The organism is Tetragenococcus muriaticus DSM 15685 (genome assembly GCF_000423785.1).
Taxonomy (GTDB): Bacteria; Bacillota; Bacilli; order Lactobacillales; family Enterococcaceae; genus Tetragenococcus; species Tetragenococcus muriaticus.
This window is the reverse complement of record NZ_AUIQ01000035.1, coordinates 1-22377: the sequence shown is the minus strand read 5'-3', so window position 1 is coordinate 22377 and position 22377 is coordinate 1. Positions and strand designations below refer to the sequence as shown.

Here is a 22377-nt window from a genome sequence, read left to right as displayed (position 1 = left end):
TGAATTTGTTTTAAAAATTCAGCGACCAAGACGATCCCCGCGTCATTGGTTAAATTTCCCCCATCGTTAGCGACCGAGATTTCTTTTTGGGCATTGAATGTGAGCGATTTTTGTTGTAAAGTGAAAGACATAAGAACGCACTCCTTTTGTGTTAATTGTTGTTTTTATCGACTTTACAATAACACAGAGTGCGTTTTTTTTGTACACCCAGAAGGTGCGGAAATAGTTTTTTTAGAAAAAAGATCATGACAAGGTTTAAACGGACCTTGGAAAAATTTAGAAATCATTCAGGGGGAATTATTTTATGTTACAAACTGATTTAAAAGATAAATTTATGCTCTTTAAAATGTTTGTTAATTTTTGCGTAGCAATTATTATTTGGGCAAAAGAACGACCAGATTTTATAGTTACTACTGGAACAATAATTGCATATCCGTTCTATCTATTGTCTATTTGTTTTAATAAAAAGTTTATCTTTATTGAAACATTTGGGAGAGCAGATATGCCAACAGTGGCAGGAAAGAAAATGGAAAAACATTCCGACTTGTTTATAGTTCAATGGGAGTCTCAAGTAAAACATTATAAAAAAGCTATATATGGGGGGGTATTGTATTGATATTTGTTACAGTTGGGTCGAGACAATACCCGTTTGATCGTCTATTTAAGAAACTTGATAAACTATACGAACAAAATATATTAAAAGAGAAAATATTTGCTCAGATAGGGACTTCATCATATAAACCAAAATATTTTAATTATCAAAGATTTGTTTCTCCTGTAGAATTTCAGCAAAAGATTACCTCTTCAGATGTGGTTGTAACGCACGGAGCATCTGGGACTATAATGCAAGCTTTAAAAGCGAATAAAAAAGTAGTTGTTGTTACAAGGTTGGAGAAGTATGGGGAGCATATTAATGACCACCAAATACAAAATAACAAGGCCTTTAGTAAGAACCAATATGTGTTAATGTCCGAGTTAGAGTTAGATGACTTGGGGGAGTGTATTAATAGTCTAATAGAGGATCGTGTGTTTTTAAAGTCTTGGGAAAATCAAGAGCCAGATTCAATAATTAATATGATCGATAATTTTATTCAGGAGAATTGGACAAATGAGTAGTAACTTGTTATTAAAAAAAATAAAATATGGACTGAAATTTTTGCCAGATAAGCTATATATACAGTTGTATTATTTTGCGCAATTTAAACGTTTTTGTAATTTGAAAAATCCTAAAACTTTTAATGAAAAGCTTAATTGGCTTAAAATTTATGATCGTAAACCTGAATATACTAAAATGGTAGATAAGTATGAAGTGAAGAAATATGTATCTTCTATTATTGGTGAAGAATATATAATTCCTACTTTAGGAGTGTGGGATTCTTTTGATGAGATAAAGTTTGATGATTTACCACAACAATTTGTTTTAAAGTGTACCCATGATTCTGAAGGAGTTATTCTTGTTGAAGATAAGGACAAGTTAGATAAAAGGGAAGCAAAAAAAAAGATTGAAAACTCGTTAAGGCAGAATTTTTATTATATTGGTCGTGAGTGGCCTTATAAAAATGTGAAGCCAAGAATAATAGCAGAAAACTATATGGTAGATCATAGAGATGATGAGTTGAGAGATTATAAATTTTTTTGTTTTAATGGTCAGCCCAAACTGATGTATATAGCATCGGGACGTAATGATGGATATACCAAGTTTGATTATTTTGATTTAAATTTTAAGCATTTAAATATCATTCAAAAGTATCCACAATCAACAAAAAAAATTAGGAAACCTCTAAATTTTGATAAAATGGTAGAATTATCAAAAATTTTATCAAAAGATATTCCACATATCAGAGTGGATTTTTACGAAGTTGACGATAGATTATTTTTTGGAGAATTAACTTTTTATCATCTCAGCGGTTTTATGCCTTTTCAACCTAAGAAGTGGGATAGAATTTTAGGCGATTTGTTGAAATTAGACTAATTTATCGTTGAATTAATCTAGAAAGAGGTGAGGGCTATAAAAATATTAATGATTATCCCAGGGATGCGTTCCGGAGGAGCTGAGCGAGTAATGGCGACTCTATGTAATGAACTTTCTAAAAAAAACCAGGTAAGATTAGTAGCGCTTAAAAGTACAGATTCTGATTATGAGCTTTCTACTTTAGTCGATTTTGCAGGAGGAAACGTCAAAAAACAAAATATTTTTGACTCTGTAAAAATTGTGTCCAAACAATACAGTACTTGGAAACCTGATGTTACAGTGTCATTTATGACTAAAGCAAATATTGTAGCTTTATTAGCAAAAAAAATATCAGCTTATAAAGTACCTGTGGTTATAGCTGAAAGAGCTAATCCCTATTATGCCGCAAACTATCTTAAGATTTTCAGGAAATTCTTGTATCCACATGCAGATGGGGCTGTTTTTCAAACTGAGCAAGCAAAAAACTATTATAGCAACATTTTAAAATGTGAAAGTGTTGTTTTAAAGAATCCTCTTAATTCTAATTTTTCAGCTGATATATTCCAAGGGGAACGAAGAAAAGCTATCGTTTCTGTGGGAAGACTTTCAAAAGAAAAGAATCAAAAGTTGCTTATAGAATCTTTTAATAAGATTGCGCATAAATTTCCGGAGTATGTAGTTGAAATTTATGGAGAAGGACCTCTTAGAAATGAGTTGCAACGATTGATTGATATTAAGAATTTAAACTCTCAGGTAAAATTAATGGGGAGAAAAAAAGATATACAAAAATACATTAGAGATGCTGAAATGTTTATACTTCCTTCAAATTCTGAAGGGATGCCGAATTCTCTACTAGAAGCAATGGCTTTAGGACTCCCTTCTATCGCGACAGATTGTCCTATTGGAGGGCCAGCGTTTATTATTGATAACAAGATAAATGGAATTTTAGTGCCTATGAATGATGTAGATGTTCTCTCAGCAAATATTGAAAACTTGATTAACGATAATAAATTACTAACAACATTTAGTAAAGAAGCTAGGAAAGTTACTACTGATTTTTCTTCTACTGTTGTGTGTTCACAGTGGGAAAAATACATAAATAGAGTTGCTCTAGGAAATAGGAAGAATGATTAACATGGATTTTTGGAGAAAAATAAAAAAAAGCCCAATTTTTTATTCCATTTTGTTATTGGGAAGAATTTTACCAGATAAATTAATTGCAGATAAGTTGTTCTTAAAGTTATTATTTAAAAATAGATTAAAGAAAAACTTAAATTTAGAGGAACCAACTACTTATAATGAGAAGCTGCAATGGCTAAAGTTATACGATCACAACCCTGAATATATAACTATGGTAGATAAATATGAAGTAAAGCAGTATGTTCAAGATACTATTGGTAAGCAATATATTATTCCTACGATAGGAATATGGGAAAAATTCGAGGACATAGATTTTGATCAGTTGCCTAATCAATTTGTTATAAAATGTACTCATGATAGTGGTGGCGTTGTTATTTGTAAAGATAAAAGGAAACTGGATAAAAAAAAAGCTAGAAAAAAAATAAATAAAAGTCTAAGAAGGAATTACTATTTAAACACTAGAGAATGGCCATATAAACATGTGAAGCCGAGAATTATCATAGAAAAGTATATGGAAAATCCTTTAGATGAAGATTTAAAGGATTATAAATTTTTTATTTTTAATGGAACATTTAAAGCTATGTTTATAGCTACGGATAGGAATTCTCAAAATGAAACAAATTTTGATTTTTATGATAGCAATTTTAATCACTTGCCCTTTAAAAATGGACATCCTAATTCAGATAAGCCAATAAGGAAACCTGAAAATTTTGAGAAAATGTTTAAACTTGCAGAAAAATTAGCAGAAGGGTTACCACATGTCAGAGTAGATTTTTATGAAATTGACAATGAGATTTATTTTGGAGAAATGACATTTTATCATTGGAGTGGGTTGAAGCCTTTTGAACCAGAAGAATGGGACTATAGATTTGGAAGTTGGCTTAAGTTGCCAAAAAATAACCTATATTCTTAATAGAAGCGTATTAAAGGGAGGTGGTACAGGTGACCTTAAATAGTAAGAATGTTATCTTTGTGACAGGTTCATTAACTGGTGGAGGTGCTGAAAAGGTTATTTCTATTTTAGCTTCGCAATGCGCCGAACTAGGAGCAGATGTTACGTTAGTAGTTTTACGTAATAAAAAGCACTCTTATAAATTATCTAGTAAAGTTAAAGTTCATCAAATAAATGTTGGGGAAAAAAAATTAAAAATAATATCTAGAATAAAAATATTACGTTCAATTTTTAAACATAGTAAAGCAAATACAATAATTGCATTTCTCCCTATAATCACAATGTATTCATTGATAGCTAATATTGGTCTACATAAAAGGATAATTACTTCTGAACGTGGAGACCCTAATTTAAATATTTTCTCTTTAAATTTGAATATTAAGGACAAAATTAGTCATATTATAATGAGAAAAATGCAATTATTTGGGCTAGCTGACTATGTTGTTTTTCAAACACCAGATGCTCAAAGCTATTACAATAAAAGGATACAAAAAAAAAGTCGCGTAATACCTAATCCTTTAGATTTAACCAATCTACCAAATAAATATAATTTTGAAAGAGAGAAAAATATTATTGCTGCAGGGAGATTCTCTGAAGAGAAGAATTTTCCGTTATTGATAAGGGCGTTTGCTGATTTTCACAAGGCGTATCCAGACTACAAATTAATTATTTATGGTGATGGGCCACTAAAAGAAGAGCTAAAAAAATTAATAGAAGCATTAGAACTTGAGAGGAATGTAATCCTTCCAGGCTTTTCAGATAGTTTACTCCCTACAATGAATAAAGCATCTATTTATATCTCAACGTCCAATCATGAAGGAATATCTAATTCTATGCTAGAAGCTCTTGGAATGGGGGTTCCAACAATCGCAACGGATTGTCCAATTGGCGGGGCAAGAATGTTTGTAAAAACTGATAAAAATGGCATTCTAATTCCTATGAATGATAGAGAGAAGTTGGTTAACGCAATGGTTGAAATTGTTTCTAATACTCAATATTCAAAACAATTATCAAATAATGTTGATAGTTTTAGAAATAAACTATCTTCAGAGGTTGTTTGTGAAGAATGGCTAAAAATTGTTTGGTGATATAATAAAATTTGGAGGAAAACAATTTGAAACTGAAATTTTTTTACCAAAAGGCTAAAAATTATGTTTTAAATAAAATGATTAGAGCTGGTTTTTTTAATTGGATGTCAGATGAAAACTACATTAAATGGCGCTTTAAGCAAAAAATTAAAAAAAATTTGGATTTGGAAAACCCGAGAACTTTTAGTGAAAAATTGCAATGGTTAAAATTATACGATCATAATCCTATGTATACAAAGATGAGTGATAAATTTGAAGCCAAATATTATGTCAGTAGATTAATAGGCGATCAGTACATTATTCCTACGTTAGGTATATGGGAAAGTTTTGATGATATTGACTTTACTTCCTTGCCTAATAAATTTGTTTTAAAATGCACCCATGATTCAGGTGGTGTAGTGATTTGTAGAGATAAAAATAGTTTTGATAAACAGAAAGCTAAGGTTAAAATAACAAAATCGCTAAAAAAAAATTACTTTTGGAGAGGCAGAGAATGGCCTTATAAGAATATAAAACCTCGTGTTATAGCAGAAAAATACATGGAAGATTATAACAATAATGAATTGACAGATTATAAATTCTATTGCTTTAATGGTGAGCCTAGATTTTTATATGTTTCCCAGGGATTGGAAAACCATAAGACGGCTAGAATTGACTTTGTTTCTCTAAACTGGAACAAAGCACCATTTTGGCGTTTTGATTATCAGAGATTTGCTCACTTGCCAGAAAAACCAATGAATTTTAATGAAATGTATAATATATCTTTAAAATTATCCCAAAATGTTCCATTTGTCAGGGTAGACTTATATGAAATACAAGGTCAAACCTTTTTTTCTGAACTAACTTTTTTTCCAGCAGGTGGTCTAGCCCCTGTAGAACCTGAAGAATGGGAGGAAAAGCTTGGTAAATGGCTGGATATAACTAATATAAAGGATGAATAGAAGGAGCTTATATGAAGTATAAAGTTTCGAAAAATATTAGCGATAACAATTTTCTCAATTTTTCTATTTTGTTATTAATTATCAGTTTTTGTGCTCTTAGAAACTGGAGCATATTAATGTATTCTAGTCAGCTATTATTTTTGCTTTTTATCTTATTCAGATATTTTAAAAAGAAAGAACTACGAGTTTCTGATTATGCTTTGTTTAATTTTTCTTTTTTGGTTCTTTCTATGGTCTCGGTTGCTTGGGCAACTAGCTACATTCAATGGTACTCGGCTTTTATATCATTATTCCAGATCACAATTATTTGTATATTGCTTTCAGATTATCTTGATACAGATATTAAGATAAATAAAATATTAAATTATTTTCTTATTTCTAGCATAATAATGGTTATTTATCTTGTTATAAACACGCCCATAACGGACTGGGTTGATGCTATGCAAGCTTCAACTGACGCAAGTACTTCGGAAAATAGGATTGGACCATCCATAGGTTTTCAGCCGAATGCTTTAGGTATGATTTGTGGTTTCACTATTGTTATTTGGTTATATTTTATGACTAATCAAAAAAAATATAAAAATATTAGTATAATCATGATTCTTACGCTTATGGGAATTTTGCTCTTTACTAAATCAAGAAAAGCGTTTATTACGGCTGTATTTGGGCTAATTATGTACTGGATATTATATAAACCAAGAAAAAAGGCAATATTTTTGATACTTATAATTATGACACTGGGGCTTTTATTAACTTTGTGGCTTATAATGAATGTACCGTTTTTATACAATATATTTGGGTTTCGATTAATTGGATTATTTGGTCTATTTGATAGTTCTATAAGTCAAGATGCTAGTGTAACAACGAGAGTAGATATGGTACAGGTCGGTATAGATTTGTTTAAGGAGCATCCTTTTAATGGAGTAGGTTTTGGTAATTTTTCTTATTATTATTTTCATAGCTATAATGGCTGGGCAGAAACTTATGCCCACAATAACTATGTTGAATTACTTTCTAGCACCGGCATAGTAGGAACTGTTCTATATTATTTGGTACCTTTTTCAATGATATTTAGCTTAATAAAAAACTGGAAAGTATTTATAAATATCAATCGAAAATTGACCGCCTTTTTATTTACTATTATTACATTACGGTTAATAATGGACTACGGAATGGTATCGTACGACCATGAATTTATACAGCTTTTAACTGTAGTGTGTTATTGTGCGGTGCTTTGTCTTAAAAATAAAAAAAGGCTATTTTACAATGGTTTTGATTAAATTGGGGGTTGATTGAGGAATTTACTTATTTTTTTAGTGAATTTTATATGGAATGGAGACTAAAATGGATGAGAAAAATGTAGTAGCTAAAATGTTGAATTCCACAAAATGGTCGACACTTGGTGAAGTTGCGGCTAAATTAGTAAATCCTATTACCAATATGGTGTTAGCCAGAATTTTAGTTCCATCTGATTTTGGTGTTGTTGCAACTATAACTATGATTACAAGTTTTGCGGAAATGTTTAAAGATGCCGGCTTTCAAAAATATCTAGTTCAAGCGGATATAAGTAAGAAAAATTTGCCAGAATATGCTAATGTAGCTTTTTGGACCAATTTATTAGTATCAGTAGTTATTTGGACTGTATTATTTTTCTTAAGGGTGCCTTTATCATCTCTATTAGGTGATGAGAGGCTAACCCGAGTGTTACCTGTAGCAACTATTTCTATTATTGTTTCTTCCCTATCTATGATACAAATTGGTTTATTTCGAAGAAATTTTCGTTTTAAAAAATTGTTTGTTATTAGATTAATCGGGCTGATTGTTCCGTTACTTGTAACGATACCCTTAGCAATTTTGGGAGTTAAATTTTGGGCAATTATTATTGGAAATATTGTATTAGCTGTTGTAAATGCACTAGTGTTAACGTATTTATCTGAATGGAAGCCTTCCTTTTTTTATAGCTTTACTATTTTAAAACATATGTTTTCCTTTAGTATTTGGACACTATTTGAAGGAATATCTATTTGGCTAACAAGTTGGATAGATAGCTTTCTAATTAGTACTAGGATGTCACAAAGAGAACTTGGTGTTTATAAGACTAGCACTACAAATGTGAATGGAATAATGAATTTAATAACAGCTTCAGTAACACCAGTGTTATTTTCAGGTTTATCAAGATTGAAGAACAATGATAAGAGATATTTCAATGTTTTTTTGAAAATGCAACGCTTGATGGGTATGTTTGTTATTCCATTAGGAATTGGCGTATTTACTTTTAGAAAGTTAGCTACAAGGATTTTACTGGGAGCAGGTTGGGAAGAAGCAACATTAGTTATTGGATCGTGGGCGCTTTCTTCTGCTTTAATGATTGTTTTTGGAAATCTTTTTAGCGAGGTTTATCGTTCGAAAGGACGTCCTAAGCTTTCTGTATTTGCGCAGATACTTCACCTAATATTTTTAGTTCCTTTAATTATTTGGTCAGCAACAATAGGTTTTAAGTTTTTAGTGATTGTTAGATCCTTAGCAAGGCTGCAATTTATTTTAGTTCATTTATTGACTATAAGAATTGTGTTTAAATACTCAATAAAAAAAATAATAAGTAATATGAAACCTGTGCTTATTTCAGCAGTTTTTATGGGTATCTTTGGATATTTAACCTTAAAAGTGAGTCAGTCTATTATTATGCAGCTTGTTTGGATTATAGGTTGTATTTTTGTCTATTTTGGAATGTTATCTTTATTTAAAGATACTAGAAGCGATATAAAAGCACTTTATAATACGATTAGAAAGAAGGAGAATGGATGAGAATCTTAATTACAGGAGCAGCAGGGTTTGTTGGTTTTCATTTAAGTAAATCAATGTTAAATAAAGAAAACGAAGTTGTAGGGATCGACAATCTCAATGATTATTATGAAACAAATTTAAAAACTACGCGTTTGGATATTTTAAAAAAGATGGATGGTTTTACATTTCATAAGATAGATTTAAAAGATAAGGCGAATGTGGACGCTATTTTTGAAAAATATAAACCTGAATATGTCGTTAATTTGGCTGCACAAGCTGGAGTACGCTATTCAATTGAAAAACCATATGTTTACGTAGATTCAAACTTAGTAGGGTTCATGAATATTTTAGAAGCTTGCCGACATTTTCCAGTAAAACACTTACTGTATGCTTCATCAAGTTCAGTTTATGGTGGAAACAAAGAAGTGCCGTTTTCGACTAATCATAATGTAGACCATCCTGTTTCTTTATATGCAGCTACAAAAAAATCCAATGAATTAATGGCTCATGTTTACAGTCATTTATATGGGATTCCTACTACTGGGTTAAGATTTTTTACTGTGTATGGGCCTTATGGAAGACCTGATATGGCTTATTTTTCGTTTACAAAAAATATTTTAAATGGAAAGCCGATTAAAGTATTCAATCATGGAAAAATGGAAAGGGACTTTACATATATTGACGATATTGTAGAAGGTGTTGAAAAATTAATACCGATGGCACCACAAGCTAGCTCTAATTGGAGTGAAAAGGAAGATGATTTAAGCACAAGTTTTGCTCCATATAAAATTTATAATATCGGCAACAATAATCCAATACCTTTGATGCGGTTTATCAATGCGTTGGAAACTGCCTTAGGCAAAGAAGCCGAGAAAATTTATATGGATATGCAGCCAGGGGATGTAATGAGGACCTATGCTGATGTAAGTGATTTAGAAAGAGATATTAAATTTAGACCAAGTACGTCTATAGAAGTTGGGATAAAAAAGTTTGTAGATTGGTACAAAGAATACTACCAAGTTTAATTTATATATGGAGGTAATTATGAAAGTTTCAGTTTTTGGTTTAGGATACGTTGGCTTAGCTAATGCTTTATTACTTAGTCAAAAAGAAAAAGTAACTGCTTACGATATTATTGAAGAGAAGGTAGAAATGCTTCAGCAGAGGAACTCGTCGTTAGAAGATCAAGAAGTACATGAGTTTTTACAGCGTGATGATTTAGATATTGAATTTACGAGCGATTTTGAGGATGCGGTAAAATATGCTGATTACTTAATTATTGCTACGCCAACAGATTATGATGAAAAGAAAAATTATTTTAATACATCAACGGTCGAAGATGTGATTACAAAAGCATTAGAAATTCGACCAGATGCGACATTTATCATTAAATCGACCGTGCCTGTTGGTTATACTTTAGATGCAAAAGCAAAATTTGATACGGATAATATTATATTTTCACCGGAATTTTTACGAGAAGGTAAGTCGCTTTATGATAATTTATATCCTTCACGTATTATTGTGGGCGAAGACTCCAAACGTGGTCGAGAAATAGCCCGAGTGTTTAAAGAAAATGTATTCAAAGAAGAAGTGGATGTTTTGCTTACACATCCAACCGAAGCAGAAGCAATCAAACTATTTTCGAATACTTATCTTGCTATGCGCGTAGCTTATTTTAATGAATTAGATACTTATGCTGAGTCTAGAGGTTTGGACACGAAAGAAATTATTGAAGGAGTTAGTTTGGATCCACGCATTGGAAGTCATTATAACAATCCTTCTTTTGGCTATGGTGGCTATTGCTTACCGAAGGATACAAAACAATTATTAGCAAATTATACAGAAGTTCCGCAAAATATTATGACCGCAATCGTAGACGCGAATCGTACGAGAAAAGATTTTGTTGCTGATCAAATTATTGCAAAAGAGCCAGAAATTGTAGGAATTTATCGATTAACGATGAAAACCAATTCGGATAATTTTCGCCAATCAGCGATTCAAGGAATTATGAAGCGTATTAAAGCTAAAGGAATTGAAGTCGTAGTTTTTGAACCTTCATTAAACGCAGATGATTTCTTTAATTCTAGCGTTATTAAAAATTTTGAGGAATTTAAGACAATATCGGATGTGATTGTGTCTAATCGGATGGAAGAAGAACTATCAGATGTAAAAGATAAAGTGTATACAAGGGATCTTTTTGGGAAGAATTAAAAAATTAATAGCGCTAATAAATTTTTTAAGGATTTAAAAACGATTTTACGTATAGTTGTTCTTAAATTGGTGCAGATGAAAGGGGTGTGTAGATGATTACAAATCTAGCCAGTAATCATTTATTTAATCGATAGAAGAAAGGGAGAGAATTCATTCCTTTGGTTGTTGATGACGCACATGGGTCTACAAAAGCTGAATCGAGACGAAGCAATATTAATTACTATAAATTTACTTCAAGATATCCTTTTAAAAGTTATTAAATGTGGCAGAAAATACGAGAATGACATGTCAATTTAATAAAGTACTTATAAAATTGGGCATATCTTCAAGAAAGAAAAGAAATAGGTAAAGGAAAAATTATGTTATGACATTTATTAATTAAGGAGCGTGAGTACGGTATGAAAAAGAGCATTGGAAGTGTACTTTCTTTTTTAAATAGGGAAAAGGACCAAATAAATTATTGTCCTAACGAGAGTGATTATGGCACTAATAGTTTAATAGCCCAACAAGACATTTCTGCTAATGTATTATTTATTATCATCCCTAAAAAGTTGTTAACTTTGAATCTTAGTGATAAAGATTATAATAATCCGGTATTGCTAAGTACTAGGGATAAAGAAACAAAGCCTTATCTTGAAACTTTAAGTGAATTAAGAAAGCATACTAACGATGCAACTGAAATTTTGCCTGGAACTATTGCAATGGATTTTATTGAACCTTGTAAAAAGTTTAATGATGGTAGTCATTATTGGATCTCAATACAATTTGGTAATTAATTCAATGTTAGTATACTAACATTGAATATTATCGGTTGCTACTCTTTTGTAGGCTATCGTATTTTGCAAAATTATATCTGTGCTTTTTAACACATATCAGTTTATAAATGTAAAAAGAGTACATCCGGATAAAGAAACGGGAAAAACCGAACTTCCGTCAAGTGTGACAGGAGGAGGCGTAGGAGGACCAAAAAAATTTTTGAAGAATTGTGTGAAATAGAGCCGGTGAATGCGGAGTAGAGAACCGCTTAAATGAAATATCCTTATTAGAATAGACTTTCTGTATAATGAAACTATGCCTAGCAGTATAACGATAATTATATAGGAAGTCATTTTTTATGATTCAATATCGAAAAATAAAGTTGAATGAGATCTGAGACTTTCGGTCGACTTTTTAATTGAAAGTACAAAAATTACACAATAAGCTATAACTCCATCTAGGGCTACTCTTTTCTTTGGACTAGATAGAGCTAACATATTTGAATTAACTAACTTCTTTTATTACTTCATATTAAAGGGCTTATATAAGATACATAAAAGCATTTCTCTTTTTTATACTATCTAAAATTTCACTCAACATCACTACCTGACTACTGCCACCAAAATGTACCAGTAGTGACAAGTTTTTTACCAGCTGTTGTCATGTAATTTACCAGTCAGTACCAGATGATTTACCATCCTAACTTCTGTATACTTAATGAGCATGCGTAATCGCGTGACTTTGAAGTATATGGAGGTTATTTTTATGTTTCAGTATAGAAAAATACTGGGGATGCATAGCGAAGATTTTTCATTATGCAGTATCGCGTCAACAACGGAACACTCCCGTCAAAAAGTGTCAGGAGTTGTGCAAAAAGCCATGGTAAGAGATGTTGCTTATCCTTTAACGGATGAGATGACGGATCATTGGTTAGAAGAACTTCTCTTTCTTGAAAAAGCTATGGAAGGTTCTGGTTATCGTCCAATGGACTTTAAGTATATTCATAGAAAACTAGGAAAAAAGGGTCAATCTAAAGTTACTTCATCATGAATATGAAGCTAAATGTCGAGCAGAGAATGCCATACCTTATTCTTATCGCAGCTTTCTTCGCTACTATCGAAAATTCGCAGAGAAACACAAAGCGACAATGCGAATTGAACGAAAACCTGGGGAAATTCTTGAAGTCGATTGGGCAGGGGCTACACTAGGTCTAAGGAGTGGTGAATTCCCTGGTGCTAGATGGTGAAACTCTTGGCATTCATTGGGAAAAAATTGTCACTATTGGGAGATGATTCTGCAGAAGTGGCTCAATCTATTCGCAATAATCAATAAAAAATTGTAATAAGGATTCTATTAAGGAAGTCAATTTGGATGAATAAAACTTGTGACAAAATAAAAATAAGACCCAAGAAAAATAGTATTTCTCGGATCTTATTTTGGCTGTTTTAGTAGATAAGTCTATATTTATTCTATGTAGGAAGGTAATGCTTTATTATTAGCAACGTATAAATGCTTACAACCGGGAATATAGGAATTGGTTTTTATAACAAATATTCTCTTGTCTACTAGCTATTTATAAATAGGCACTTAGCAAAAAACTTTTTTTATACCCGTTAAGTTTTAAACTGATTTTTTACCTGCTTTAAATTCGGAATAAATAGCAAATTCAGCTATAATAAAAGTTTAAATTTATTTTTTATGACAATTTGGGCAACAAACAGCACAGCCATCAACGTTGGTAAAACTTTGTTTAGCTTCGGAAACTGCAGAACGACATGAATTAAATCTTCCAAGATATACTCGATTTTCAGAAGAAGGTAAGTATGTGCAATCACTTGTATGGACTTCATGGTTATTCTTAGGGTTAGTGGTATTATCCTTGTTTACATAGTACGTATTTGTCATAATGACACCTTTACTTTCCGCTTCTTATAGAAGCTAATATATTTTTGTAAGGTCAGTAAAAAGATACTATAAAAGTGATTACCTTTTTCGTAACAGCTGAATTTTTTGCATATTTGAAAACTACACTATCGTTTAAACTAACTACTTGTATTATTCCCGATCAGTAATTAAAAGTATCTTCTTTTTGCTAACATTACTTAAGTTATTATACATTTTTATTAGAAAAAAGTCAATCATCAATACTATATATTGCATTTCATATTAATGGTTTATCTATATGTAGTGTATACTGTAAAGGTGTTTTGTACTGTTTAAAATAAAAATTTGAAATACGATTTGAACAACTGTTGCCGTTTTCAACTAGAAAAAGCAATAAAAGTCTATGTCGGAACGAACTAATTGCTCTTTTAATTATGAAAATCACATTCGGCTAAGGTGCAATTCTATCAATTCAAGCAATTTAACTATTAACTGAAGACCAAAGCAGTATACAGCGAATTAGTGATTCAAAACTTTTGAGAACGCAATAATGGATTAAGTAACAGTTCCTTCTAGCATATAAAAGAACCAAAGTTACGATTTATGAATCAATTTTGTATTTTGTTATGGTATTTAAAAAGTTAGGGCAAAAGAGATAAAACCTTTTAGGATTATAACTAAATGTATAAACATACAATATTAAAATAACAAAACCTTAACCTCCCAGTTGCTTATTCCTCATTCCTTTGCTATATTTAAAGATAATATAACAAAGGGGGCGTAAGCAATGGCAGAAACTCACAAATGTCCAACGGATACAGTTCACTACACTTGGCACAAAGAGCATGAACCTATTTTGACAATTGATAGCGGTGACACGGTGGTTTTTGAAACAAGAGAGGTATCGGATAACCAATTTGATTTTCATTCAACGACAGAAGCGATTTCAGAACTTGACTGGGATTATGTTTATCCACTTTCTGGTCCGGTTTACATCAATGGTGCGGAACCAGGAGATACTTTGGCTGTAGAAATTCTTGATTTGAAAACGAAGCACTGGGGCTGGACGGCGGTTTTACCTGGTTTAGGTTTATTAGCTGAAGATTACCCGGATGCGTATTTGCGTACCTTTGATCTATCAGATGGGAAATATATTCATTTTAGCGACGATATCAAGGTGCCGATTGAACCTTTCCTAGGAACCATGGGTGTCTGTCCTAAAGATGGCGATGGGACTCCGATTATGCCTCCGGGAAACTTTGGCGGAAACTTGGATGTACGACAATTGACCATAGGAACGAAACTATATTTGCCAGTGCAGCAAGCGGGTGCTTTGTTTAGCTGTGGTGATGGTCATGCGGCGCAAGGTGACGGAGAAGTCTGTGTATCGGCTCTAGAATGTCCAATGTATGCCAGTTTGAAATTTACAGTAATCAAAGCATCAAAAAAATCTATTCCTTCCCCACAATTTCAAACGAAGGGCGGTTTAACGCAAAAAGTCAATCATGATGATTTTTATGGCACGACAGGTGTCGGACCCGATTTAATGACAGGTGCGCAGGAAGCGTTACGGGCTATGATCGATTATGTATCTGAAACCTATAATATTGAGAAAATTGATGCGTATTTACTTGCCAGTCTTTGTGTCGATTTGAAGATATCTGAAATCGTTGATGCAGGAGAATATGTTGTTAGTGCTTTATTGCCACTCTCTATTTTTAATGATTCACAGGAATAAAAACTTAGTAGTGCAGTACCTATATGTCGATGGTATTGCACTATTATTTTGTAAAGTGTAAATGTGGGATAAATATATAAGCTGAGTAGCCAATTAAAAGAATTTAAGTTTGAACACAATTGTGTTTACGATGAAAAGAGTACATGCTATAATTATGATAGAATTAACCCTAAAGGAGGGAATTATATGGCTACTATTACTGTACGTGTTACTGATGAAGAAAAAGACTTTTTAGATAATATGGCAAAGTTTGAGGGAAAGAGTTTGTCTGAACTATTAAAGACTACAACACTGTCATCTTTAGAAGACGCCTATGATGCACAAATTGGGGATGCAGCTTATGATGAGTATTTGAAAAATCCGCAATCCCATCCTCTGTCAGAATCATTAGAGGAATATGGCTTAGGAGAGAGCGAATGACTTTTCATGTAGAGACAACTCCTAGGTTCGATAAGCAATTAAAAAAATTAGATAAATTTGCTGCAAAAACTATACTTAAGTGGCTTGATAAAAATATTGAAGGAAGCAATAATCCAAGATTGATGGGTAAACCGCTCGTTGGAAATCACTCTGGGAAATGGCGTTATCGAATAGGAAGTTATCGCGTTATTACCAAGGTTGACGACGAAAAATTAATTATTTTAGCTTTAGAAGTAGGGCACAGGAAAGATATTTATAGAAAATAAAGTTGATCAAAAGATAAGATTACTTTTGGTCAATTTTTATAATAAGAAGGACGGCTGGTTAAAATTATATAAATGGCGCTTTTAAAGACTTTGATAAATTTAAGACAATATCGGATGTGATTGTGTCTCAACGAATGGAAGCAGAACTGCTAGATGTTAGAAATAAGATGTATAAGAGAGAGATTTTTTGGGAAAATTAGTTTTATAGTTTGGGACGAAAATATGTGTATAAGCAATCGGGAATTAACACAGTCTGCACGAAGAAGAAGTAGTAGAATGAACTTCTTCTTAACACCGATTACATTGTGAATTATACTATTTATTAGTAAAATACGGACTGTTACTGACTCGATCAGGCATAAGCTACGTTCAAAAACATGCTTTTAGTCTATTTTTTTTAGTAAGAAGTAAGACTTCTGAAGGAGGGATTTTATGATCGACCAAGGAACTCCCAAAATTTCTAAAGTTTCTAGTAAAGGACAGGTTGTTATTCCAGTTGAACTTCGTCGTAAACTAGGTTTACAAGATGGCGATCAAGTCACTATTGATGTTAATGATAATAATGAACTTGTTCTTAAAAAATTGCCTACTGCTTTAGATTGGCATAACTTAATTACGACTATTCCTAAGGAAAAGGTTGATGTTGACCAAAATGGCCATTATAATTCCGAAAAAGCTCCGCATTTTCATGAATGGATGAATGAAGACTAACTGTGATATTATGGAGCCATATAAGTTTACCCAAAAAAGCATTAATTCAAGCGAAAATTATTGCACGGAAGAACAAAAGATGAAATCAAAGTTGAACGCCAATGTACAGAAGGTTTCAACCAAAACTACTTATTTCCTGTTAAAAATAAAAGGGCACTTTATTAATTAATACGAAGTGCGTTTTTTTGTACATCCAGAAAGTAAAAAAACCGAGCCTTTAGAAAAAAGGTTATGCCAAGGGTTAAATGAGTTCTTGAAAAAATTTACCAATCATTCAGTATTAGTTAATTACTTTAAGAAATCTGGGTCTTCATAAGCTGGGTTTGGATATGTGTAGAATCTTTTACCATTTTGACGACCAAGATAACCATTTAAGTAGAGGGGAAATAACATAGAAGTAAACAAATAAAAAGAAGCCTAACACATGCTAGACTTCTAGTTTTTCTTTTAGTGCTTCTGTAAGTGTTTCTGAGAAGTTGATACCGGCAGAATCTGCTCTTTCAGCAAGGTCTTCAGGGATTGTAGTGTTTTTCCTAACCACGGGCGTTTTAACTTTTTTAGCAGCAGCGATTAAATCTACGGTGACAAAACTAACAATTGCTTGAGGGTATTCTTCTTGTACAGTTTTTAGGTCAGAAGCTTCAGGCAGTTCCTCTTCATCATATAACATCAGCTCTAATGCTTCAGCTCCGTTAGATAATGCTTGAGGAATGCCAACACCTTCTGAAAGTGCGCCCGGGACATCTGGGAAAAGAACAGAATATTCACCAGTTTGGTTTTCGCTATCGTCTAATACGGCAGGATAAGCTACAAAATTAGTTTTTACCATAGTGATTCCTCCTTAGTTTTTTAATAAAGGCAAGAGGGCTATTTTAGCCCGGCTTGCTTTAGGATGTTGTTGTAAGTGCCTGGTCTGATTTCGTCTTTTAAACTACTGTATGCCACTGTCACTTTATTACCTTGACCATTTTCATATCTATGATGGTCGCCTTTAATTCTTGTTTCAGTAAATCCATTTTTTTTAAGTAGTTTAATGACTTGCTTAGCTGTTTGAGGCATTTACTCAACTCCTTCCTACAACTATATTATATACGCATAATGCGCATAAGTCAATAGTGAATTGATTTGAATTGCTTATTCCCAATTCCTTTGCTATATTTAAGGTTAAATAACAAAGGGGGCGTAAGTAATGGCAGAAACTCATAAATGTACAACGGATACAGTTCACTACACTTGGCACAAAGAGCATGAACCTATTTTGACAATTGATAGCGGTGACACAGTGGTTTTTGAAACAAGAGAAGTATCGGATAATCAATTTAATTTTCACTCAACGACAGAAGCCATTTCAGAACTTAATTGGGATTATGTTTATCCACTTTCTGGTCCAGTTTATATCAACGGTGCAGAACCAGGAGACACTTTGGCTGTAGAAATCCTTGATTTGAAAACAAAACACTGGGGATGGACAGCGGTTTTACCTGGTTTAGGTTTATTAGCTGAAGACTACCCCGACGCGTATTTGCGTACCTTTGATTTATCCGATGGAAAGTATATTCATTTTAGTGAAGATATTAAAGTTCCAATTGAACCTTTCTTAGGAACCATGGGCGTTTGTCCTAAAGATGGAGATGGCACTCCGATTATGCCTCCTGGAAACTTTGGCGGAAACTTGGATGTACGACAATTGACCATAGGGACGAAACTGTACTTACCCGTTCAACAAGCCGGGGCACTGTTTAGTTGTGGAGACGGCATGCGGCACAAGGTGACGGAGAAGTATGTGTATCGGCTTTAGAATGTCCAATGTATGCCAGTTTGAAATTTACAGTAATAAAAGCCTCAGAAAAATCAATTCCTTCCCCACAATTTCAAACAAAAGGTGGTTTAACGCAAAAAGTAAATCATGATGATTTTTATGGCACGACAGGTGTAGGACCAGATTTAATGACAGGAGCTCAGGAAGCGTTACGTTCTATGATCGATTACGTATCTGAAACCTATGCTATTGAGAAAATAGACGCTTATTTACTTGCCAGCCTTTGCGTAGACTTGAAAATATCTGAAGTTGTTGATGCAGGACAATATGTAGTGAGTGCCTTATTGCCGCTTTCGATATTTAATGACTCAGAGAAGTAAATTAAAACAAAGTTAAGTTATTAAAATTTTATGATATTTAGCTTTAATGCTGGTGGAATGTATAATTTTTCTACCAGTACTTTTTTACATTTGCAGAAATGCATTTCAAATAAAATTACATCTAACAGTTTAGGAGATTGTTGCTCGCAAAGGCAACAGACTGCCTTTCAAAAACATAAAAAAATTATTTTTCACTAAAATATTTTTGTAAAACCGTTTTCTTTTTTAGCTATTTATTTTATAATAGATGTAATCTATAAGTAAGGAGCGTAGTCAATGGAAGAGAAAATTAGCTCTATAGTGGGGCTAAATACTGAATTTAAAGTGGGGAGGTAGACGAAAACGTTAGAATTTCAACCAAAACTGGAAAAGCTTTTTGCATTTAACAATCGGACGATAAATCAGCCTGTGGATTTGAACCAGCTTTATACAGAAATCAGTATTGGAACCAGTGTCGATTTTGATGAAGAGATTTATGCCATTATACCGTATGAAAAGGAAATTGATCACACATTTATTATTTATCAAAATACGGCGAAGATCGTTGATTTAGGAACAGACATTATTGTAGACCAATTTTTGTATTATTATTGGAAAGTGGGATTTATAGAGTATAAGAAAACAGTAGAGGAATTTTTGTCTTTGAAGGTAAATAGTATTCCGTTATCTTGTGAAAGTTTTAGCTTAATTCCTTTTAGTATTTCAACCAACCCGAAAAGAGCTATATGGGTTAATCCGGGACGGATGAATGATTTGAGTTTTCCTTTTGGTCAGAGGGCGATTGTTTCTCTAGTGAATAATTTTGTTTTCTATTTGGATCGTAAAGCTAAAGCTATTTATGAAAAGATGCATAGAGCTTTTTTAGTTCATGGGGTCATCAAACGATATGCAGGAAAAATGCCAGATGGTTGGAGAATGGGACTGTTAGAATATTTAGATGTTTCTTCTTCTTGCGTTATACGCAAAGCAATCAATGGACTGACTTTTCTAGAAATTCCTGGTTATGGAAAAGATTTTTATGGAAAGTGTATAGAGATACATGACAAGATGATACAAGGAAATGAGAAGCAGCAAATTCTGTCTGAATTGGAGATTTCAGAGTAATCAAATGTTTTGCTATTATTTATACTCGACTTTAACCGAGTAAAGGCTAAAGCCGAGATTTTTTAATTTATCGGTTCTTTTTAAACAATTCTCTTAGACGCATGCGATAACGATGCCGGTTTTGCCGGGATAAGTCGACATTTTCTAACAAAGCTAATACCTTCTTTTGATCTTTTTCTTGTAATTGGTTGTAAGTCGCTAGAAACTCATCTAAGAAATCAACTTCAGAATAGTTTGCTTCCGCTTGTTGTAAATAAAGGACTTCCTCGTCATTAACTTCATTTTCTTTTGGATCTTTCTTTCGTTTTTTGTCGATAATACTCCATAGTAAGAAACGATAGAGGTAGCTCATATTGCATTCTGCTTCAAATAAGCCGCGTGACTCGTAAGGTTTTGCTTTTAAGAAAAATAGTAGCCGTAATTCCTGCATGTGGTCCTCATAATCCGGTTGCCCCGGAAAAATACTACATTTACGTAAGACTTTGTGGAAAAGTCGTTGGTAATCTTGCACGAGTTGGTTTAATTCTGTTGTTTGCATTGGATGTTATTCCTTTTTCTTATTATTCCTCGAGGTAGTTTCACTATAATCGGAATAATAAAAAGGAGAAAATTGAGTGGTGGTAAAAAGATAGTGGAAATGGCTAGTAGGGAGGAGAAATGACAAGGAAAGCTAGGAGTGGGGACTATCTAATGAGATTTCTGATTAGTTAAGTTATCGTTTTGAAGGCGATTTATTCAATTTGTTAGGCTTAGTGTCATTTTTTCTGGTTTTTAACAAAAGTAACGTCAGATAACTGAAATTTTATCTATTATTATTAACTCTACAGACTTTGTTTGGGAGGCTTTTTTAATAAAAAGCAAGACATTTTTTACTCACCACGTTTATAGATAGTGCAGAATATAAAAATTGATTTTTTATATCATATATGATATAATGATTCTATGAATAGGAGAGAGTGTAAAATATTTTGTGTAAATAGAGAAAATACCATACAAAAAAGGAAGTCCTTTCTGTAGAATAAAGTTAACGACAACTAACTCACAGAAAAGAGGACTTCCCTATGAATGATTTTACTACAGATATTTTACAAACACTAGTAAATAAAGGCGATTTGAACGAATGCTTTCGTTCCCACCTGGAAAACGCAGTCAATGTACTCCTTAAGACCGAACTAACGGCTTTTCTGGATTACGAAAAATATGAACGAGCAGGGTTCAATTCTGGCAATTCAAGAAACGGGGCTTACCAACGAACGATCAAAACAGAGTATGGCGAATTGTCATTGGAAATTCCTCGAGATCGCAATGGGGAGTTTAAACAACAGACATTGCCAACTTATAAAAGATCCAATGATACATTAGAAACAACGATCATTCATCTGTTTGAAAATGGGGTAACGATGTCAGAGATCGCCCAATTAATTGAGAAAATGTACGGACATCATTATACGCCCCAAACGATATCCAATATGACAAAAGCCCTAACAGAAGAAGTTCAAGCGTTTAAAACTAGAGCGTTACACCAGGAATATGTTGCTGTTTTTATGGACGCGACCTACATTCCTTTAAAACGACAAACCGTAGCCAAAGAAGCCGTTTATATTGCTATTGGGATTCGAGAAGACGGTACCAAAGAAGTCCTGGGCTACACGATTGCGCCGACAGAATCCCTAGCTATTTGGGAAGAACTATTACAAGATATTCACGCCAGAGGCGTTCAAGATGTACTGCTTTTTATCACAGACGGTCTAAAAGGCATGAAAGAGAAGATTCATCAAATCTATCCTCAAGCCCAGTATCAACACTGTTGTGTCCATGTCTCTCGTAATCTGGCACATAAAGTACGGGTCAAAGATCGAAAAGAAATCTGTGAGGACTTTAAGACGGTTTATCAAGCAAGCACCAAAGAAGAAGCCCTACGCTGTCTAACCTATATGACGGATAAATGGCAGAAAGCTTATCCCAAAATGATGCAGTCGCTTCTAGCAAATCAAGACTTATTGACGTTCTATGAATTTCCTCCAAGTATCCGTCGTACCCTTTATTCAACGAATTTAATTGAATCTTTCAATAAGCAAATTAAAAAATACAGTCACAGAAAAGAGCAATTTCAAAATGAAGAATCTTTAGAACGTTTCCTTGTTTCTATCTTTGACCATTATAATCAAAAGTTTTTAAACCGAAGCCATAAGGGCTTCCAACAAGTGACCGATACCTTAGCTTCGATGTTTACAGAATAACGAATTGTTTTACAGAAGGGCAACTCATTTACACAAAATTATTGACGCTCCC

The 22377-nt window shown here is 32.9% G+C and carries 24 protein-coding genes; 21 read left to right on the top strand and 3 right to left on the bottom strand.

What is annotated here, in order from left to right; all coding sequences use genetic code 11:
• Nucleotides 1-304: 304 nt before the first annotated feature.
• The 17 genes from G577_RS11170 to G577_RS0106465 all read left to right on the top strand — a co-directional run bounded on the left by G577_RS11170 (nt 305) and on the right by G577_RS0106465 (nt 16842).
• The gene (locus G577_RS11170; protein WP_081675740.1) at nt 305-616 is read left to right on the top strand and encodes a glycosyltransferase family protein; all 312 of its coding nucleotides are present in this window, start codon (nt 305-307) and stop codon (nt 614-616) included.
• Entirely contained in the window at nt 613-1116 is a 504-nt protein-coding gene (locus G577_RS0106550) for a glycosyltransferase (protein ID WP_028790527.1), read from the top strand. The genes G577_RS11170 and G577_RS0106550 overlap by 4 nt, the downstream gene beginning before the upstream one ends.
• Nucleotides 1109-1972: an ATP-grasp fold amidoligase family protein gene (locus G577_RS0106545; protein ID WP_028790526.1), complete on the top strand. Its 864-nt coding sequence runs from the start codon at nt 1109-1111 to the stop codon at nt 1970-1972. The genes G577_RS0106550 and G577_RS0106545 overlap by 8 nt, the downstream gene beginning before the upstream one ends.
• Nucleotides 1973-2020: 48 nt before the next feature.
• On the top strand, nt 2021-3085 hold the full coding sequence (locus G577_RS11165; RefSeq protein WP_081675739.1) for a glycosyltransferase: 1065 nt from the start codon (nt 2021-2023) through the stop codon (nt 3083-3085).
• The gene (locus tag G577_RS0106535; protein WP_028790525.1) at nt 3078-4004 is read left to right on the top strand and encodes an ATP-grasp fold amidoligase family protein; all 927 of its coding nucleotides are present in this window, start codon (nt 3078-3080) and stop codon (nt 4002-4004) included. Before G577_RS11165 ends, G577_RS0106535 begins: the two co-directional genes overlap by 8 nt.
• Nucleotides 4005-4033: 29 nt before the next feature.
• The gene (locus G577_RS11620) at nt 4034-5131 is read left to right on the top strand and encodes a glycosyltransferase (RefSeq protein WP_051176688.1); all 1098 of its coding nucleotides are present in this window, start codon (nt 4034-4036) and stop codon (nt 5129-5131) included.
• Nucleotides 5132-5157: 26 nt separating this feature from the next.
• Nucleotides 5158-6072, top strand: a complete 915-nt coding sequence (locus G577_RS0106525) for an ATP-grasp fold amidoligase family protein (RefSeq protein WP_244869449.1) — start codon at nt 5158-5160, stop codon at nt 6070-6072.
• Between the two features lie 11 nt (nt 6073-6083).
• Nucleotides 6084-7352 (top strand): O-antigen ligase family protein, encoded by a 1269-nt coding sequence (locus tag G577_RS0106520; RefSeq protein WP_028790522.1) that lies wholly within the window; start codon nt 6084-6086, stop codon nt 7350-7352.
• A 64-nt stretch (nt 7353-7416) separates the two neighbouring features.
• On the top strand, nt 7417-8877 hold the full coding sequence (locus tag G577_RS0106515) for a lipopolysaccharide biosynthesis protein (RefSeq protein WP_028790521.1): 1461 nt from the start codon (nt 7417-7419) through the stop codon (nt 8875-8877).
• The gene (locus tag G577_RS0106510) at nt 8874-9881 is read left to right on the top strand and encodes an NAD-dependent epimerase (RefSeq protein ID WP_028790520.1); all 1008 of its coding nucleotides are present in this window, start codon (nt 8874-8876) and stop codon (nt 9879-9881) included. Before G577_RS0106515 ends, G577_RS0106510 begins: the two co-directional genes overlap by 4 nt.
• Before the next feature lie 19 nt (nt 9882-9900).
• Nucleotides 9901-11067, top strand: coding sequence for a nucleotide sugar dehydrogenase (locus G577_RS0106505; protein WP_028790519.1), 1167 nt, complete (start codon nt 9901-9903; stop codon nt 11065-11067).
• Between the two features lie 398 nt (nt 11068-11465).
• On the top strand, nt 11466-11843 hold the full coding sequence (locus tag G577_RS0106500; RefSeq protein WP_028790518.1) for a hypothetical protein: 378 nt from the start codon (nt 11466-11468) through the stop codon (nt 11841-11843).
• A 745-nt stretch (nt 11844-12588) separates the two neighbouring features.
• A complete protein-coding gene (locus G577_RS12010; RefSeq protein ID WP_038027656.1) occupies nt 12589-12873 on the top strand; it encodes a hypothetical protein in 285 nt (94 codons plus the stop codon).
• Between the two features lie 1621 nt (nt 12874-14494).
• Nucleotides 14495-15445 carry an acetamidase/formamidase family protein gene (locus G577_RS0106480; RefSeq protein WP_028790516.1) on the top strand — a complete coding sequence of 317 codons (951 nt, stop codon included), beginning with the start codon at nt 14495-14497 and terminating at the stop codon, nt 15443-15445.
• Nucleotides 15446-15631: 186 nt separating this feature from the next.
• The gene (gene relB / locus G577_RS0106475) at nt 15632-15865 is read left to right on the top strand and encodes a type II toxin-antitoxin system RelB family antitoxin (RefSeq protein ID WP_028790515.1); all 234 of its coding nucleotides are present in this window, start codon (nt 15632-15634) and stop codon (nt 15863-15865) included.
• A complete protein-coding gene (locus tag G577_RS0106470; RefSeq protein ID WP_028790514.1) occupies nt 15862-16131 on the top strand; it encodes a type II toxin-antitoxin system RelE family toxin in 270 nt (89 codons plus the stop codon). The genes relB and G577_RS0106470 overlap by 4 nt, the downstream gene beginning before the upstream one ends.
• Before the next feature lie 432 nt (nt 16132-16563).
• Nucleotides 16564-16842, top strand: a complete 279-nt coding sequence (locus G577_RS0106465) for an AbrB/MazE/SpoVT family DNA-binding domain-containing protein (protein ID WP_028790513.1) — start codon at nt 16564-16566, stop codon at nt 16840-16842.
• Nucleotides 16843-17269: 427 nt separating this feature from the next.
• Here G577_RS0106465 and G577_RS0106460 read toward each other — a convergent pair whose 3' ends face one another.
• Nucleotides 17270-17671: a type II toxin-antitoxin system HicB family antitoxin gene (locus G577_RS0106460; protein ID WP_028790512.1), complete on the bottom strand. Its 402-nt coding sequence runs from the start codon at nt 17669-17671 to the stop codon at nt 17270-17272.
• A 38-nt stretch (nt 17672-17709) separates the two neighbouring features.
• Entirely contained in the window at nt 17710-17901 is a 192-nt protein-coding gene (locus G577_RS0106455) for a type II toxin-antitoxin system HicA family toxin (protein ID WP_028790511.1), read from the bottom strand.
• A 130-nt stretch (nt 17902-18031) separates the two neighbouring features.
• Here G577_RS0106455 and G577_RS12575 point away from each other — a divergent pair, with 130 nt between their 5' ends.
• From G577_RS12575 to G577_RS0106445, 3 genes are all read left to right on the top strand, one after another.
• Nucleotides 18032-18640, top strand: coding sequence for an acetamidase/formamidase family protein (locus G577_RS12575; protein WP_280453519.1), 609 nt, complete (start codon nt 18032-18034; stop codon nt 18638-18640).
• Nucleotides 18641-18648: 8 nt separating this feature from the next.
• Nucleotides 18649-18981: an acetamidase/formamidase family protein gene (locus tag G577_RS12570; protein ID WP_280453518.1), complete on the top strand. Its 333-nt coding sequence runs from the start codon at nt 18649-18651 to the stop codon at nt 18979-18981.
• A gap of 414 nt (nt 18982-19395) precedes the next feature.
• Nucleotides 19396-20085 (top strand): hypothetical protein, encoded by a 690-nt coding sequence (locus G577_RS0106445; protein ID WP_155988493.1) that lies wholly within the window; start codon nt 19396-19398, stop codon nt 20083-20085.
• A 67-nt stretch (nt 20086-20152) separates the two neighbouring features.
• Here the strand turns inward: G577_RS0106445 and G577_RS0106440 are convergent, their stop codons facing one another.
• Entirely contained in the window at nt 20153-20623 is a 471-nt protein-coding gene (locus G577_RS0106440) for a hypothetical protein (protein ID WP_028790509.1), read from the bottom strand.
• A 523-nt stretch (nt 20624-21146) separates the two neighbouring features.
• Here G577_RS0106440 and G577_RS0106435 point away from each other — a divergent pair.
• Nucleotides 21147-22325 (top strand): IS256 family transposase, encoded by a 1179-nt coding sequence (locus tag G577_RS0106435; RefSeq protein WP_028790508.1) that lies wholly within the window; start codon nt 21147-21149, stop codon nt 22323-22325.
• The last annotated feature ends 52 nt before the right edge of the window (nt 22326-22377 follow it).